This window comes from Kribbella sandramycini (assembly GCF_013131805.1).
Classification (GTDB): Bacteria; Actinomycetota; Actinomycetes; order Propionibacteriales; family Kribbellaceae; genus Kribbella; species Kribbella sandramycini.
Genome location: NZ_JABJRC010000001.1, coordinates 49,641 through 65,397, shown reverse-complemented (window position 1 = coordinate 65,397; position 15,757 = coordinate 49,641). Strand labels below are relative to the sequence as shown.

Below are 15,757 nucleotides of genomic sequence, written 5' to 3'. Positions count from 1 at the left end.
AATAGGTGAGTGAGTATCGACGAGCTGACCTTCGACGCGGCCGGGCTGATCCCGGCGGTGGTGCAGCAGTACGACACGCGCGAGGTGCTGATGGTGGGCTGGATGAACGCCGAGGCGGTCCGCCGGACGGCGGAGACCGGCCGGAGCACGTTCTGGTCGCGCAGCCGCCAGGAGTACTGGGTCAAGGGCGAGACCAGCGGTCACCGCCAGCACGTGAAGGACATCCTCGTCGACTGTGACGCCGACACCCTGCTCGTCCTCGTCGACCAGGAGGGGCCGGCCTGTCACACCGGCACCCGCAGCTGCTTCGAGCACGGAACGATCGAGGTGAAGGCGTGAACACCCCCGACCTGGAGACCTTCCGCGACTACGCGAAGGACCGCCGCGTCATCCCCGTCACCCGGCGGCTGCTGGCCGACGCCGAGACGCCGATCGGCGTCTACGGCAAGCTGGCCGCCGAGCGCGAGGGCACGTTCCTGCTCGAGTCCGCGGAGAACGGCGGCGTCTGGTCGCGGTACTCGTTCATCGGCGTCCGCTCGGCCGCGACACTGACCGAGCGCGACGGCCAGGCCGTCTGGACGGGTAACCCGCCGGTCGGCCTGCCGGCTGCCGGCGACCCGCTGACCGCGCTGCGCGAGACGCTCGAGATCCTGCACACGCCGCGGCTGCCGGGGCTCCCGCCGCTGACCGGCGGCATGGTCGGCTTCCTCGGGTACGACGCCGTCCGCCGGCTGGAGCGGTTGCCGGACACAACGACCGACGACCTCGGCCTGCCCGAGCTGACGTTCCTGTTCGCCACCGACTTGGCTGCCCTCGACCACGAGACCGGTGAGATCTGGCTGATCGCGAACGCGATCAACTGGGACGACACCGACGAGCGCGTCGACGACGCGTACGCCGACGCCGTCCGCCGGCTCGACGCGATGGAGGCCGATCTCGCGCGTCCGACGCCGTCGTATGTCGTCCGCGCGGATCGCGACGCCCAGCCCGACCCGCACCGGCAGCGCTCCAGCGCGGAGTACCGCACCGCGGTGGAGACCGCCAAGGAGGAGATCCGGGCCGGCGAGGCGTTCCAGATCGTCGTCTCACAGCGGTTCGAGCTGCAGACCACGGCGTCCGCGCTCGACATCTACCGGGTGCTCCGCCGGTCCAACCCGAGCCCGTACATGTACCTGGTCCGGCTCGACGGGTTCGACATCGTCGGTTCCAGCCCGGAGGCGCTGGTCAAGGTCACCGACAACAAGGTGATCCTGCACCCGATCGCCGGCACCCGCCGCCGCGGCGCCACCCCCGAGGAGGACCACGCCCTGGAGGAGGAGTTGCGCGCCGACGCCAAGGAGCGCGCCGAGCATCTGATGCTCGTCGACCTCGGCCGCAACGACGTCGGCAAGGTCTGCGCCCCGGGCACGGTCGAGGTGATCGACTTCATGAGCGTGCGGCGCTACAGCCACGTCATGCACCTGGAGTCGACCGTCACCGGCCGGCTGGCCGCCGGCAAGACCGCCTTCGACGCGCTGACCGCGGCCTTCCCGGCCGGCACGCTGTCGGGCGCCCCGAAGCCGCGCGCGATGGAGATCATCGACAAACTCGAGGTGACGCGGCGCGGTGTGTACGGCGGCGTCGTCGGCTATCTCGACTTCGCCGGGGACGCCGACACCGCGATCGCGATCCGCACCGCGGTGCTGCGCGGCGCCACGGCGTACGTCCAGGCCGGCGCCGGCATCGTCGCCGACTCCGATCCGGCCGCCGAGGACGCCGAGTGCCGTACGAAGGCCGCCGCCGTCCTCAACGCGATCGCCGTCGCCGGAACGTTCAGCGAGGTCTGATGCGCCCACAACGACTCGTCGACCTGCTCGCCCTGGCGGCGTTGGTGCTGCTGGGCCTTTCGGCGTATCTGACGTGGGCGACAGCTGACCCTGGTGGTGGCCGGGCAGTGGTGGAGTTCAACGGCCACAGCATGACCAGAGCGCCGGTGACGCTCGCGTTGGCCGCGGTGGTCGCAGTGATTGTCACCAAGCTGGCCGGTACGGCGCTGCGGCGCGTGATCGGCGGTCTGGTCGCGCTGCTCGGCGCGGCGGCGATCGGCGTCGCGCTGCAGGTCCGCCCGAGTGTGGAGGAGCTGAGCCGGCTCCGGCCGGAGCTGAGCCAGGCGGTGACGGATCGGGTCGTGCTGGGCGTGGGCCCGGCGCCCTGGTTCGCGCTGGCCGGGGGAGTGGCGCTGCTCGCAGCCGGTGCGCTCACGGCGCTCACCGCACACCGCTGGCAACGCGCTACCGCTCGGTACGAGCGTGAAACGACCGTGAGCACAGCTGATCGTGAGGCCGATCAGTGGAAGGCGATCGACGCGGGACAGGACCCGACTCTCTGATCGCGGCGGGCAACCGCCACAATAGGACAGGACGACGACGAGGAGTGGCGGCAACCATGAACAATACGACGGCTGAGCAAACCGGCGCGCACGTGAGCGAGGAGGCTCACGACTCGCACGGCAACAGCGTCGCGGCGTGGACCGCGGTGGCGATCATCCTGGTCGGCTTCACCGTCGGCGCCATCGCGATGGTGCTCGGGCCGCTGTGGTGGCTGTTCTGGGTCTCGGTCGGGATCGTCGTGGTCGGCACGCTGGCCGGCAAGGTGCTGCAGTTGCTGGGCTTCGGCGTCCCCGCCGACGGCGATCACTGAGGAGCGGACAGAACATGACAGTGCTTGACGACATTCTCGCCGGGGTTCGCGAGGACCTCGCGGAGCGCCAGGCCCTCGTCAGCCTGGACGACCTGAAACTCGAGGCGCAGCGCAAACCCGACGCCAAGGACCCGATGCCGGTCTTCCGCGGCGACGGGATCGCGATCATCGCCGAGGTGAAGCGGTCCAGCCCCTCCAAGGGCGAGCTGGCCGAGATCACCGACCCGGCCGCGCTGGCCGGGGAGTACGAGGGCGGCGGCGCCGCGGCGATCTCGGTGCTCACCGAGCAGCGCCGGTTCAACGGCAGCCTGGACGACCTGCGCGCCGTCCGCGGCCGCGTCGACGTGCCGGTCCTGCGCAAGGACTTCGTCGTCTCGTCGTACCAGCTGTGGGAGGCCCGCGCGGCCGGCGCCGACATGGTGCTGCTGATCGTGGCCGCGCTGGAGCAGGAGGCCCTGGTCTCGCTGATCGAGCGCGCGCACTCGATCGGCCTGTGCCCGCTGGTCGAGGTCCACGACGAGGAGGAGACCCGGCGTGCGGTGGACGCCGGCGCTCAGCTGATCGGCGTGAACAACCGCAACCTGAAGACCCTCGAGGTCGACCGGGACACGTTCGCGCGGGTCGCGCCGACGATCCCGACCGAGCTCGTCCGGGTGGCGGAGTCCGGCGTCCGGGGCCCGCATGATGTAATCGAGTTCGCGCGCGCCGGGGCCGATGTCGTCCTCGTCGGAGAAACCCTGGTGACCGGCCGCGATCCGCGCGCCTCGGTCGCCGATCTCGTCGCCGCCGGATCGCACCCCGCCATCCAGCAGCGGCACTGACCTCCCCGACCGGTCCAAACGGCCAGGGGCAGAATCTCTCCCTGGCCGTGGGCCAGGTCTGGAAGGTTTAGTCGGATGAGTACTGTGCTGCCCGACCAGCTCGGGCATTTCGGCCGTTTCGGCGGCAGGTTCATGCCGGAGGCGCTGATCGCGCCCCTCGACGAGCTCACCCAGGCGTGGCAGAGCGCGATGGCCGATCCCGGGTTCACCGGTGAGTTCGACCGGATGCTGCGGGAGTGGGCCGGCGTCCCGAGCCTGCTGTACGACGCGACCCGGCTGTCCGAGGTGGCCGGGGCCCGCATCCTGCTCAAACGCGAGGATCTCAACCACACCGGCGCGCACAAGGTCCGCAACGCGCTCGGCCAGGCGCTGCTGACCAAGCGGATGGGCAAGCCGCGGGTGATCGCCGAGACCGGCGCCGGCCAGCACGGCGTCGCGACGGCGACGGCCTGCGCCTACCTGGACCTCGAATGCGTGGTCTACATGGGTGAGGTCGACACCCAGCGCCAGGCGCTGAACGTGGCCCGGATGAAGCTGCTCGGCGCCGAGGTCGTCCCGGTGACCAGCGGCAGCCGGACGCTGAAGGACGCGATCAACGAGGCGCTCCGGGACTGGGTCGCCAGCGTCGACAAGACCCACTACCTGCTCGGGACGGCGGCCGGCGCGCACCCGTTCCCGGCGATGGTCCGCGACTTCGTCCGCGGGATCGGCGACGAGGCCCGCGCCCAGTCGCTGGAGCTGCTCGGCAAACTGCCGGACGCCGCGGTCGCGGCCGTCGGCGGCGGGTCGAACGCGATCGGCCTGTTCGCGGCCTTCGTCCCCGACGAGGAGGTCAAGCTCTACGGCATCGAGCCGGGCGGCGACGGTTTCGAGACCGGCCGGCACGCGGCCACCATCAGCGCCGGCCAGATCGGCGTTCTGCACGGCGCCCGGTCCTACCTGCTGCAGGACGAGGACGGCCAGACCATCGAGTCGCACTCGATCTCCGCCGGGCTGGACTACCCGGGCGTCGGCCCCGAGCACTCCTGGCTGGCCGAGACCAAGCGGGCGGCGTACCGGCCGGTGTCGGACGCCGACGCGATGGAGGCCTTCAAGCTGCTCTCGCGCACCGAGGGCATCATCCCGGCGATCGAGTCGGCGCACGCGGTGGCGGGCGCGCTGGAGATCGCCAAGGAGCTGGGCCCGGACGCCACCATCCTGGTGAACCTGTCCGGTCGCGGTGACAAGGACATGGACACCGCGAGCACGTGGTTCCACCTGATCGACGCCCCGGAGGCCGGTCGTGAGTGAAGTGGTTGCCCTGGGCAAGGCCGGGGCCGCGATCCGGAAGGCGAACGCGGCGGGGCGGGCCGGGCTGGTCGGCTACCTGCCGGCCGGGTACCCGTCCTACGAGGGCGGGATCGACGCGATCAAGGCGCTCGTCGACGGCGGCTGCGACGTCCTCGAGATCGGCCTGCCGTACAGCGATCCGGTGATGGACGGCCCGGCGATCCAGCGGGCCGCCGAGGCCGCGCTGGCCGGCGGTTTCCGGGTCAGGGACGTGCTGCGCACGGTCGAGGCGATCACGGCGTACGCCGACGTCCCGGTGCTCGTGATGACGTACTGGAACCCGATCGAGCGCTACGGCGTGGACCGGTGGGCCGCCGATTTCGCCGGCGCCGGGGGAGCGGGGCTGATCACCCCCGACCTGATCCCGGACGAGGGCGCCGAGTGGGCCGCCGCCGCGGACAAGAACGAGCTGGACAAGGTCTTCCTGGTCTCGCCGTCGTCCACCGACGAGCGGATCCGGATGACGACGGCCGCCTGCCGCGGCTTCGTCTACGCGACCGCCGTGATGGGCGTCACCGGCGTCCGGGAGGCCGCCTCGGATCTGGCCGCGCCGCTGGTCGCGCGGACGAAGGCCACCACCGGGCTGCCGGTCGGGGTCGGGATCGGCGTCTCGAACGCCGATCAGGCGGCGGCGCTGGCGACCTTCACCGACGCGGTGATCGTCGGGTCGGCGCTGGTGAAGCAGTTGCTCGACGGCAACGGTCCGGCCGGTGTGCGCTCGCTCACGGAAAGCCTGGCCGAGGGCGTCCGGCGGGAACCCTCAGCGGCCGCGGGGCGTTGAGTCTGCTGTGAGCCGAACCAGAAACGCGGCGCTGCTGTTCGCCGCGGTGGCTCTGCTGGCGGTTGCGGGCTGCAGTGGCAAGCAGGAGAACCCCGACAACCCCGGCGGAGCGATCATCCGCACCAGCCAGGATCCGAACGGGATGCGCGGCGCGTCGCTCGACCGCCCGTACTCGTTGCCCCAGGCGACGCTGACCGATACCGACGGGAACCCGTTCAACCTGGTCACGTCGACCAAGAAGCCGGTGACGCTGATCTTCTTCGGCTACACCAACTGTCCCGACGTGTGCCCGACGGTGCTGGCCGATGTCGCCTCCGCGCTGACCAAGCTGGACGACTCGCAGCGCAAGCAGGTGCAGTTGCTGTTCATCACCACCGATCCGGCCCGCGACACCGGGCAGGTGATCCGTAAGTACCTGGATCGCTACGACCCGTCGTTCGTCGGGCTGACCGGCAAGCTGGACTCGATCAAGAGCATCGGCCAGACGATCGGCGTACCGGTCGAGGGGATGAAGAAGCTGCCGTCCGGCGGGTACGAGGTCGGCCACGGCGCGCAGGTGCTCGGTTTCGGCAAGAACGACAAGGCGAACGTGTTGTGGATGGCCAACGCCGCGATCGGCGACATGGCCCACGACTTCGGGAAGCTGGTCGAGGCGAACCAGTGAACCGGCGTCCTTGGTTCGCCTGGGTGTCCCTGGGCGCGCGGCTGATTCTGGGCGGGGTGCTGCTGGTCGCCGGGGTGCTGAAGGTGAGTGACCCGGAGACCGCTGCGCAGGCGGTCCGCGCGTACGAGCTCCTGCCGCCGGTGCTGGCCGATCCGGTCGGCTGGGGGCTGCCGTTCCTGGAGATCGCGGTCGGGTTGCTGTTGATCCTCGGTTTCGGCGTCCGCGTGACGGCGGCCTCGGCGGCGGCGTTGATGGTGGTGTTCCTGATCGGCGTCGCCTCGGCGTGGGCCCGCGGGCTGGCCATCGACTGCGGCTGCTTCGGCGGCGGGGGGAAGGTCGATCCGGGGCAGACGCAGTACCTGCAGGAGATCGTCCGCGACGTCGGCCTGCTCGCCCTGGCGGTCTGGCTGTGCTTCAACCCGGCCAGCAAGTTCGCCCTCGAATCGGATCCGCACGCAATGTCAGGAGAGACCGCGTCGTGAGCAAGTCCAAGACCCCCGTGAACCCGCTGACCAGCTCGACCAAGCGGCGGGTCTCGCCGGGGCTCATCGTGGTCGTCGTGCTGGTGCTGGCCCTGCTCGGCGGCGTCGGCGTCCAGTACTGGCGCGCGAACTCGAAGGTCGAGGTCAGCGCCAACGGGCGCCCCGAGCCGGCCGTCATCACCGGGCCGGGCGAGGCGGGTAAGGGCGTCACGGTCGGCAAGGCCGGCGCCAAGGCGCAGCTCGAGATCTACCTGGACTTCCGCTGCCCGCACTGCGCCGAGTTCGAGGAGTCGACCGGCGGCGTCGTCGACAAGCTCGTCCAGGACGGGACGGCGACGCTCACGTACTGGCCGCTGGCGTTCGTGAACCCGGATGCCTCGCCGCGGCTGGCGAACGCGTTCGCCGCGGCCGCCGCGAACGGCAAGGCGCTCAGCTACGCCGACGAGATGTACAACGACTTCAGCAAGTCCTGGACGACCGACCAGCTGCTCGAGCTCGGCAAGCAGCTCGGCGTCGGCGACGCGAAGTTCCAGGAGGCCGTCCGGCAGAACACCTACGGCGGCTGGGTCGAGTCGATCGGCAAGGCCGCGGACGCGCGCGGCGTGACCGGGACGCCGGCGGTCTTCGTCAACGGCAAGAAGCTCGAGGACGACGCGCTGACCGCCGCGGGGCTGCAGGCGGCTGTGGACGCCGCGGTGGCGGCGGCCAACTGACCGTGCGTACGCACCGAGTCCCCATCGTGACCCTGGGTTCCTGGCCGGTGCCCGGGGCGGTCGAGTAGCGTTCCGGATGCCATGTCTAGTCTGATCACCGCCGTGATGGTGCCGGCGTTCATCCCCAGCCCGAGCCAGGGTGTCTGGCACGTCCTCGGCCTGCCGATCCGCGCGTACGCGCTGTGCATCCTGGCCGGAATCTTCGCCGGATACTGGCTGACCCGGAAACGCTGGGTCGCCCGCGGCGGCTCCGCGGTGGTGCTGTCCGACATCATGTTCTGGGCCATCCCGTTCGGCCTGATCGGCGCCCGGATCTGGCACGTGATCACCGACGCCGAGCTGTACTTCGGCGACGGCCGCAACCCGGTCGACGCGCTGAAGATCTGGAACGGCGGCCTCGGCATCTGGGGCGCCGTCGGCTTCGGCGCCCTCGGCGCCTACCTGGCCTGCCGCCGCGCCAAGGTCTCCTTCCCGGCCTTCGCCGACGCGATCGCCCCCGGCATCGCCCTCGCCCAGGTCTTCGGCCGCTTCGGCAACTACTTCAACCAGGAACTCTTCGGCAAACCCACCACCCGCCCCTGGGGCCTCGAGATCGACCCGGCCCACCGCCCCGACGGCTACGCCGAATTCGCCACCTTCCACCCCACCTTCCTCTACGAAGCCCTCTGGAACCTCGGCGTAGTAGCCCTCATCCTCCTCGTCGCCCGCCGCTACACCCTCGGCCACGGCCGCGCCTTCTTCCTCTACGTCGCCGCCTACACCGCCGGCCGCGCCTGGATCGAGAACCTCCGCATCGACGAGGTCAACCACTTCCTGGGCCTCCGCCTGAACGTCTGGACCTCCCTGATCCTCTTCGTCCTAGCCGTTACCGCCTTCGTCATCAGCGCCCGAACCCGCCCCGGCGAATCCCCCCTCACCACCACCCCCGCCACCCCCACCGACGGCCCCACAGCCGAGGCGGAGGCGCAGCCGACAACGGCCCCCACGGACACCCCCGAGACGGAGGCGCAGCCGACGACCAGCCCCACCGCGGGCGCGGCCGAGCCAGCCCCCTCATCCGTAACCACCGCCGAACCGGACAGCTCCCCGGCCAACCCAGCCGAGGCGGAGCCGGCCGGGGGACCGGCTGCCTCGGTGTCCCCGGCGGACGACCCGACCCCGGACGGCGCTCCGAGGTGACCACCAGCCCGGTGACAGCTCTCCAGACCTCAGCCGAGGCGGAGAGCCTCACCGGGCGTACGGCCTCGGTCGGCTGGTGGCGTGATCGGGTCGGGGTTGTATGACTGAGCGGCGGGTTTCGGCTGAGCATCACGGGGATCATCGGCACCGGGATGTGAACGGGGGCTGGTTGCGGCCGGCGGTGTTCGGGGCGATGGACGGGCTGGTGTCGAACTTCGCGCTGATCGCGGGGATGGACGGTGGTACGACGTCGGGGTCGCAGTTCGTGGTGCTGGCGGGCCTGGCGGGGCTGGCCGCGGGGGCGTTCTCGATGGCGGCGGGGGAGTACACCTCGGTCGCCTCGCAGCGTGAGCTCGCCCGCGCGGAGATCGAGGTCGAACGGCTGGAGATCGAGCGGCATCCGGTCGACGAGGAGATCGAGCTCGCCGAGACCTACCGCGCGAAAGGACTCGCCCCGGACCTCGCCGACAAGGTCGCCGAACAGTTCCACACCGACCCCGACCAGGCCCTCGGCGAACACGTCCGTGAAGAACTCGGTATCGACCCCGACGACCTGCCCAACCCGGTCGTCGCGGCCGTGTCCTCCTTCGTCTGCTTCGCCGTCGGCGCGTTCGTCCCGCTGCTCCCGTACCTTCTCGGCGCCGCCAGCGTTCTCCCGGCCCTGATCCTCTCCCTGACCGCCCTCTTCGCCGCCGGCGCCGTCGTCTCCCGCGTCACCAGCCGCTCCTGGTGGTACTCCGGCCTCCGTCAGCTCCTCCTCGGCGGCCTCGCCGCCGCCCTCACCTACTTCGTCGGCACCCTGGTCGGCCCAGGCCTCGGCTGACCCGTAATTCATCTGTTAAGGGGTGGCCCGGGCGAAGGCTTGCTGGGAGGATAGGGCCACGGAGTGAGCGCTTGCTTACTGAGCGTGAGATGGCGCGCCTGGCGGTGGAATCGGAGTCCAGATACCGGGCGGCATGAGGTAGTCTCGGGACACCCGGCTTGGGCCAATGTTGTCCCGCGGCCAGTTGTTGACCGTAGGACGACGGGAGCCCCTGAATGTTTGGTCGCGCCCCCTTCCCGCGTGAGGGTCTGTACGACGGCAAGCACGAGCACGATGCCTGTGGTGTTGCTTTCGTCGCGACTCTGACCGGTGAACCGAGCCACGACATCGTGGCGAAGGCCTTGACCGCCCTGCGCAACCTCGAGCACCGCGGCGCCTCGGGCGCCGAACCGGACTCGGGTGACGGCGCGGGCATCCTGATCCAGGTACCGGATGCGTACTACCGCAAGGTGTGCGATTTCGAGCTCCCGGTGCCGCGCAGCTACGCGGTCGGGATCGCGTTCCTGCCGGCCCAGGCGGACGACGCCGCGAAGGCGATCGCCCGGATCGAGGAGATCGCGGCCGAGGAGAAGCTGACGGTTCTGGGCTGGCGCGACGTGCCGACCACTCCCGAGCTGCTCGGCAACACGGCGCGTTCGGTGATGCCGACGTTCAAGCAGCTGTTCGTGACGGCGACCGCGGGCCGGGTGCTCGGCCTCGCCCTGGAGCGGATGGCCTTCCGGCTGCGCAAGCGGGCCGAGAAGGAGACCGAGACCTACTTCCCGTCGCTGTCCGGCCGGACCATCACCTACAAGGGGATGCTGACCACCGACCAGCTGGACAAGTTCTTCCCCGAGCTGACCGACCCCGACCTCGCGTCCGCGATCGGCGTCGTGCACAGCCGGTTCTCCACCAACACGTTCCCGTCCTGGCCGCTGGCCCACCCGTACCGGTACATCGCCCACAACGGCGAGATCAACACCGTGCAGGGCAACCGGAACTGGATGCGCGCCCGTGAGGCCCTGCTCTCGAGTGACTTGATCCCGGGTGACCTCGAGCAGCTCTACCCGATCTGTACGCCGGGCGCGTCGGACTCGGCCTCGTTCGACGAGGTGCTCGAGCTGCTGCACCTGGGCGGCCGCTCGCTGCCGCACGCGATGCTGATGATGATCCCGGAGGCGTGGGAGAACGCCGCCACGATGGACCCGAAGCGCCGCGCGTTCTACGAGTTCCACTCCACGATCATGGAGCCGTGGGACGGCCCGGCGTCCGTCGTCTTCTCCGACGGGACGAAGATCGGCGCGGTCCTCGACCGGAACGGGCTGCGCCCGTCGCGCTACTGGGTCACCGAGGACGGCCTGGTCGTGCTCGCGTCCGAGGCCGGCGTCCTGGACATCGACCCGGCCACCGTCACCGAGAAGGGCCGGCTCGAGCCGGGCCGGATCTTCCTGGTCGACGTCGAGGCGCACCGGATCGTCACCGACGCCGAGGTGAAGAACGCCCTCGCGAACGAGAACCCGTACGACGAGTGGCTGCACGGCGGCCTGATTCGCTTCGAGGACCTGCACGAGCGCGAGCACGTCGTCCACAGCCACGCCTCGGTCACGCGCCGCCAGCAGGTCTTCGGGTACACCGAGGAAGAGCTGCGCGTCCTGCTGACGCCGATGGCGAAGACCGGTGGCGAGCCGATCGGCTCGATGGGCACCGACACCCCGATCGCCGTCCTCAGCGACCGCTCGCGGCTGCTGTTCGACTACTTCGCCCAGCTGTTCGCGCAGGTCACCAACCCGCCGCTGGACGCGATCCGCGAGGAGCTCGTCACCTCGCTGTCGTCGAGCCTCGGCCCCGAGGCCAACCTGCTCGACCCGGGCCCGGCGTCCTGCCGCCAGGTGGTGCTCCCGTTCCCGGTGATCACCAACGACGAGCTGGCCAAGATCCGGCACATCAACCTGGACGGCGACATGCCCGGGCTGGCGACCACCGTCGTCCGCGGCGTGTACGACGTCGAGGGCGGCGGCGAGGCGCTGAAGGCCCGGCTGGACGAGATCTGCGCCGAGGCGGACGCCGCGATCGAGGCCGGCGCCCGCATCGTCGTCCTGTCCGACCGGCACTCGAACGCCGACAGCGCGCCGATCCCGTCGCTGCTGCTGACCGCCGCCGTCCACCACCACCTGGTGCGTCGCAAGACCCGCACCCAGGTCGGTCTGGTCGTCGAGGCCGGCGACGTCCGCGAGGTGCACCACGTCGCGCTGCTGATCGGGTACGGCGCCGCCGGCGTCAACCCGTACCTCGCGCTGGAGTCCGTCGAGGATCTGGCCCGCCGCGGCACCTACCTGCCGGGGCTCGAGCCCGAGCAGGCCGTCCGCAACGTCGTGAAGTCGCTCGGCAAGGGCGTCCTCAAGGTGATGTCGAAGATGGGCGTCTCGACGGTCGCGTCGTACACCGGCGCCCAGATCTTCGAGGCGACCGGTCTGGCGCCGGAGCTGATCGAGCAGTACTTCACCGGGACGTCGTCCAAACTCGGCGGGATCGGCCTGGACACGATCGCCGAAGAGGTCCGGATGCGCCACCTGCGCGCCTACCCGGCCGACGGCATCCTGCCCGCGCACCGCAAGCTGGAGGTCGGCGGCGAGTACCAGTGGCGCCGCGAGGGCGAGCCGCACCTGTTCGACCCCGACACCGTGTTCCGGCTGCAGCACAGCACCCGGTCGGGGCGCTACGACATCTTCAAGCAGTACACGCAAAAGATCGACGAGCAGTCCGAGCGGCTGATGACGCTGCGCGGCCTGTTCGGCTTCGACAGCGGCCGCGAGCCGATCGCGATCGACGAGGTCGAGCCGGTCAGCGAGATCGTCAAGCGGTTCTCCACCGGCGCGATGAGCTACGGCTCGATCAGCGCCGAGGCGCACACCACGCTCGCGATCGCGATGAACCGGCTCGGCGGCAAGTCGAACACCGGTGAGGGCGGCGAGGACCCGGACCGGCTGTACGACCCGGCCCGGCGCAGCTCGATCAAGCAGGTCGCCTCCGGCCGGTTCGGCGTCACGGCGGAGTACCTGACGAACTCCGACGACATCCAGATCAAGATGGCGCAGGGCGCCAAACCCGGTGAGGGTGGTCAGCTCCCCGGTCACAAGGTGTATCCCTGGGTCGCGGGGACGCGGCACTCGACGCCCGGCGTCGGCCTGATCTCGCCGCCGCCGCACCACGACATCTACTCGATCGAGGATCTCGCGCAGCTCATCCACGACCTGAAGAACGCGAATCCGCAGGCGCGGATCCACGTGAAGCTGGTCTCCGAGGTCGGCGTCGGCACGATCGCCGCGGGTGTCTCCAAGGCGCACGCGGACGTCGTTCTGATCTCCGGGCACGACGGTGGCACCGGCGCGTCACCGCTCACCTCGCTCAAGCACGCGGGCGGCCCGTGGGAGCTCGGCCTGGCCGAGACCCAGCAGACGCTGTTGCTGAACGGCCTGCGGGACCGGATCGTCGTCCAGACCGACGGTCAGCTGAAGACCGGCCGGGACGTGATCGTCGCGGCGCTGCTCGGCGCGGAGGAGTACGGTTTCGCGACCGCTCCGCTGGTCGTGTCGGGCTGCATCATGATGCGCGTCTGCCACCTGGACACCTGCCCGGTCGGCGTCGCCACCCAGAACCCGGTGCTCCGCGAGCGGTTCTCGGGCAAGCCGGAGTTCGTGGTGAACTTCTTCGAGTTCATCGCCGAGGAGGTCCGCGAGTACCTGGCGGAGCTCGGCTTCCGGACCCTCGACGAGGCGATCGGCCACGCCGAGGTGCTGGACATCCGGCGCGCGGTCAGCCACTGGAAGGCCGACGGGCTCGACCTGTCGCCGATCCTGCACGTGCCGGCGTTGCCCGAGGGCGCGTCCCGGCACCAGACCACGGTCCAGGACCACGGCCTGGACAAGGCGCTCGACAACGAGCTGATCCGGATCTGCCGGCCCGCGCTGGACGACGGCGAGCCGGTCCGCGCCCAAGTTGCCATCCGCAACGTCAACCGGACCGTCGGCACCATGCTCGGCCACGAGATCACCAAGCGGTACAAGGCGGCCGGTCTGCCCGACGGGACGATCGACCTGACCTTCACCGGCTCGGCCGGCAACTCGTTCGCCGCCTTCGTCCCGCGCGGTGTCACGCTGCGCCTCGAGGGCGACGCCAACGACTACGTCGGCAAGGGCCTGTCCGGCGGCCGGGTGGTCATCCGCCCGGACCGGCACGCCCGGTTCGACGCGGCCGACCAGATCATCGCCGGGAACGTGATCGCGTACGGCGCGACGTCCGGTGAGCTGTTCATCAACGGCGGCGCCGGCCAGCGGTTCTGCGTCCGCAACTCGGGCGCCACCGCGGTGGTCGAGGCGGTCGGCGATCACGCCTGCGAGTACATGACCGGTGGGCGCGTCGTCGTCCTGGGCGCCACCGGCCGGAACTTCGCGGCGGGCATGTCGGGCGGCGTGGCCCACGTGCTCGATCTGGACCGCGCCCTGGTGAACCCGGAGCTGGTGGATCTGCTCCCGCTCACCGAGGCCGAGTCCGAACTTCTGGAAGACCTGGTCCGGCGGCATCACGAGGAGACCGGTTCGGAGCGGGCGGCCAAGCTGCTCGGCGACTGGACCGCCGCGGCCGCCCGGTTCACCACGGTGATGCCCCGCGACTACGCCCGGGTGCTGGCGGCCAAGGCGGCCGCCGAGCGCGACGGGCTGGACGAGGACGCCACCACGCGAGCGATGATGGAGGCCATCTGATGGCTGACCCCAAGGGTTTTCTGACCACCGGCCGCGAGGTCGCGGCCCGGCGTCCGGTCGGCGAGCGGCTGCAGGACTGGAACGAGGTCTACCCCGGTGGCCCGGGGAAGGCGCTGCTGCCGATCATCACCAAGCAGGCCGGCCGTTGTATGGACTGCGGGATCCCGTTCTGCCACAGCGGCTGCCCGCTGGGCAACCTGATCCCGGAGTGGAACGACCTGGTCTGGCGCGACGACTGGTCGTCGGCGATCGAGCGGCTGCACGCGACCAACAACTTCCCGGAGTTCACCGGGCGGCTGTGCCCGGCGCCGTGCGAGACCTCGTGCGTGCTCGGGATCAACCAGGACCCGGTCACGATCAAGAACGTCGAGGTCGCGATCATCGACAAGGCCTGGGAGACCGGGCATGTCCGGCCGCAGCCGCCGGAATGGCTGACCGGTAAGACGATCGCGGTCGTCGGCTCGGGGCCGGCCGGGCTGTCGGTCGCGCAGCAGCTGACCCGCGCCGGGCACACCGTCGCGGTCTACGAGCGCGCCGAGGCGCCGGGCGGTCTGCTCCGGTTCGGCATCCCCGAGTTCAAGATGGAGAAGGCGCAGGTCGACCGCCGGATCCAGCAGATGAAGGAAGAGGGGACGGTCTTCCGCTCCGGCGTCAACGTCGGCGTGGATGTCACCGGCACGCAGCTCAAGCAGCGGTACGACGCCGTCGTGATCGCCACCGGCGCCACCGCTGCCCGCGATCTGCCGGTGCCGGGCCGCGAGTACGGCGGGATCCATCAGGCGATGGAGTACCTGCCGCAGGCCAACCGGGTCGCGCTCGGGACGGCCGTCGAGGACCAGATCCTTGCCACCGGCAAGGACGTCGTGATCATCGGCGGCGGTGACACCGGCGCCGACTGCCTCGGCACCGCGCACCGCCAGGGCGCCCGCTCGGTGACCCAGCTGGAGATCATGCCGCGCCCGGGTGACGACCGGCCCGCCGGCCAGCCGTGGCCGACGTACCCGATGATCTACCGGGTCGCCTCCGCGCACGAGGAGGGCGGCGACCGGGTGTACGCCGTCTCCACGGTGAACTTCGAGGCCGATGCCGATGGCAACGTCTCGGGCCTGAACCTGGTCGAGGTGAAGTTCGAGAACGGCAAGTTCAACCCCGTCGAGGGCACCGAACGCACCATCCCCGCCCAACTCGTCCTGCTCGCCATGGGCTTCCTCGGCCCCGAGCGCGCGGGCTTCCTCGAGCAGCTCGGCGTCGACCTCGACGAGCGCGGCAACGTCAAACGCGACAAGAACTACCACACCTCCGTCGAAGGCGTCTTCGCCTGCGGCGACGCCGGCCGCGGCCAGTCCCTCATCGTCTGGGCCATCGCCGAAGGCCGCTCCTGCGCCAACGGCGTCGACACCCACCTCACCGGCTCCTCCACCCTCCCCACCCCCATCCCCCCAACCGCCCGCCCCCTGACGGTCTGATCCCACACCCGGACACGTGCCCGCGAAGGTGCGTGTCCGGGGTGGGGTGGGCGGATAGGTTGGGGGTGTGGCGGCCAGGTT

Annotated in this window: 14 protein-coding genes; all 14 read left to right on the top strand. The window is 70.6% G+C overall.

Features of this window, described 5'->3' with window-relative positions; translation table 11 throughout:
- The first annotated feature begins 9 nt into the window (after window positions 1-9).
- Window positions 10-339: a phosphoribosyl-AMP cyclohydrolase gene (hisI, locus tag HPO96_RS00240; RefSeq protein ID WP_171669955.1), complete on the top strand. Its 330-nt coding sequence runs from the start codon at window positions 10-12 to the stop codon at window positions 337-339.
- Window positions 336-1,826, top strand: coding sequence for an anthranilate synthase component I (locus tag HPO96_RS00235; protein WP_171669953.1), 1,491 nt, complete (start codon window positions 336-338; stop codon window positions 1,824-1,826). The genes hisI and HPO96_RS00235 overlap by 4 nt, the downstream gene beginning before the upstream one ends.
- Window positions 1,826-2,368: a Trp biosynthesis-associated membrane protein gene (locus HPO96_RS00230; RefSeq protein ID WP_171669952.1), complete on the top strand. Its 543-nt coding sequence runs from the start codon at window positions 1,826-1,828 to the stop codon at window positions 2,366-2,368. The genes HPO96_RS00235 and HPO96_RS00230 overlap by 1 nt, the downstream gene beginning before the upstream one ends.
- A gap of 56 nt (window positions 2,369-2,424) precedes the next feature.
- Complete coding sequence (locus HPO96_RS00225; protein WP_171669950.1) at window positions 2,425-2,679, top strand: HGxxPAAW family protein; 255 nt, start codon at window positions 2,425-2,427, stop codon at window positions 2,677-2,679.
- 14 nt (window positions 2,680-2,693) lie between these two features.
- A complete protein-coding gene (trpC, locus tag HPO96_RS00220; protein WP_171669948.1) occupies window positions 2,694-3,500 on the top strand; it encodes an indole-3-glycerol phosphate synthase TrpC in 807 nt (268 codons plus the stop codon).
- A gap of 75 nt (window positions 3,501-3,575) precedes the next feature.
- Window positions 3,576-4,790, top strand: a complete 1,215-nt coding sequence (trpB, locus tag HPO96_RS00215) for a tryptophan synthase subunit beta (protein ID WP_171669943.1) — start codon at window positions 3,576-3,578, stop codon at window positions 4,788-4,790.
- The gene (trpA, locus tag HPO96_RS00210; protein ID WP_171669942.1) at window positions 4,783-5,610 is read left to right on the top strand and encodes a tryptophan synthase subunit alpha; all 828 of its coding nucleotides are present in this window, start codon (window positions 4,783-4,785) and stop codon (window positions 5,608-5,610) included. Before trpB ends, trpA begins: the two co-directional genes overlap by 8 nt.
- Before the next feature lie 7 nt (window positions 5,611-5,617).
- Window positions 5,618-6,274, top strand: coding sequence for an SCO family protein (locus tag HPO96_RS00205; protein WP_171669940.1), 657 nt, complete (start codon window positions 5,618-5,620; stop codon window positions 6,272-6,274).
- Complete coding sequence (locus tag HPO96_RS00200; RefSeq protein ID WP_171669938.1) at window positions 6,271-6,756, top strand: MauE/DoxX family redox-associated membrane protein; 486 nt, start codon at window positions 6,271-6,273, stop codon at window positions 6,754-6,756. Before HPO96_RS00205 ends, HPO96_RS00200 begins: the two co-directional genes overlap by 4 nt.
- The gene (locus tag HPO96_RS00195) at window positions 6,753-7,469 is read left to right on the top strand and encodes a thioredoxin domain-containing protein (RefSeq protein ID WP_171669937.1); all 717 of its coding nucleotides are present in this window, start codon (window positions 6,753-6,755) and stop codon (window positions 7,467-7,469) included. Before HPO96_RS00200 ends, HPO96_RS00195 begins: the two co-directional genes overlap by 4 nt.
- Before the next feature lie 81 nt (window positions 7,470-7,550).
- On the top strand, window positions 7,551-8,648 hold the full coding sequence (gene lgt, locus HPO96_RS00190; protein WP_202885436.1) for a prolipoprotein diacylglyceryl transferase: 1,098 nt from the start codon (window positions 7,551-7,553) through the stop codon (window positions 8,646-8,648).
- A gap of 100 nt (window positions 8,649-8,748) precedes the next feature.
- Window positions 8,749-9,471, top strand: coding sequence for a VIT1/CCC1 transporter family protein (locus tag HPO96_RS00185; protein ID WP_171669936.1), 723 nt, complete (start codon window positions 8,749-8,751; stop codon window positions 9,469-9,471).
- Window positions 9,472-9,686: 215 nt separating this feature from the next.
- Entirely contained in the window at window positions 9,687-14,210 is a 4,524-nt protein-coding gene (gltB, locus tag HPO96_RS00180; protein WP_171669934.1) for a glutamate synthase large subunit, read from the top strand.
- Window positions 14,210-15,676, top strand: a complete 1,467-nt coding sequence (locus HPO96_RS00175) for a glutamate synthase subunit beta (RefSeq protein WP_171669932.1) — start codon at window positions 14,210-14,212, stop codon at window positions 15,674-15,676. Before gltB ends, HPO96_RS00175 begins: the two co-directional genes overlap by 1 nt.
- Window positions 15,677-15,757: the final 81 nt, after the last annotated feature.

What these genes read in the sequence shown, in the direction of transcription:
- HPO96_RS00230 (WP_171669952.1), top strand. Translation starts at nt 1,826, where the DNA reads ATGCGCCCACAACGACTCGTCGACCTGCTCGCCCTGGCGGCGTTGGTG.
- HPO96_RS00225 (WP_171669950.1), top strand. Translation starts at nt 2,425, where the DNA reads ATGAACAATACGACGGCTGAGCAAACCGGCGCGCACGTGAGCGAGGAG.
- trpC (WP_171669948.1), top strand. Translation starts at nt 2,694, where the DNA reads ATGACAGTGCTTGACGACATTCTCGCCGGGGTTCGCGAGGACCTCGCG.
- trpB (WP_171669943.1), top strand. Translation starts at nt 3,576, where the DNA reads ATGAGTACTGTGCTGCCCGACCAGCTCGGGCATTTCGGCCGTTTCGGC.
- lgt (WP_202885436.1), top strand. Translation starts at nt 7,551, where the DNA reads ATGTCTAGTCTGATCACCGCCGTGATGGTGCCGGCGTTCATCCCCAGC.
- HPO96_RS00185 (WP_171669936.1), top strand. Translation starts at nt 8,749, where the DNA reads ATGACTGAGCGGCGGGTTTCGGCTGAGCATCACGGGGATCATCGGCAC.
- gltB (WP_171669934.1), top strand. Translation starts at nt 9,687, where the DNA reads ATGTTTGGTCGCGCCCCCTTCCCGCGTGAGGGTCTGTACGACGGCAAG.
- HPO96_RS00175 (WP_171669932.1), top strand. Translation starts at nt 14,210, where the DNA reads ATGGCTGACCCCAAGGGTTTTCTGACCACCGGCCGCGAGGTCGCGGCC.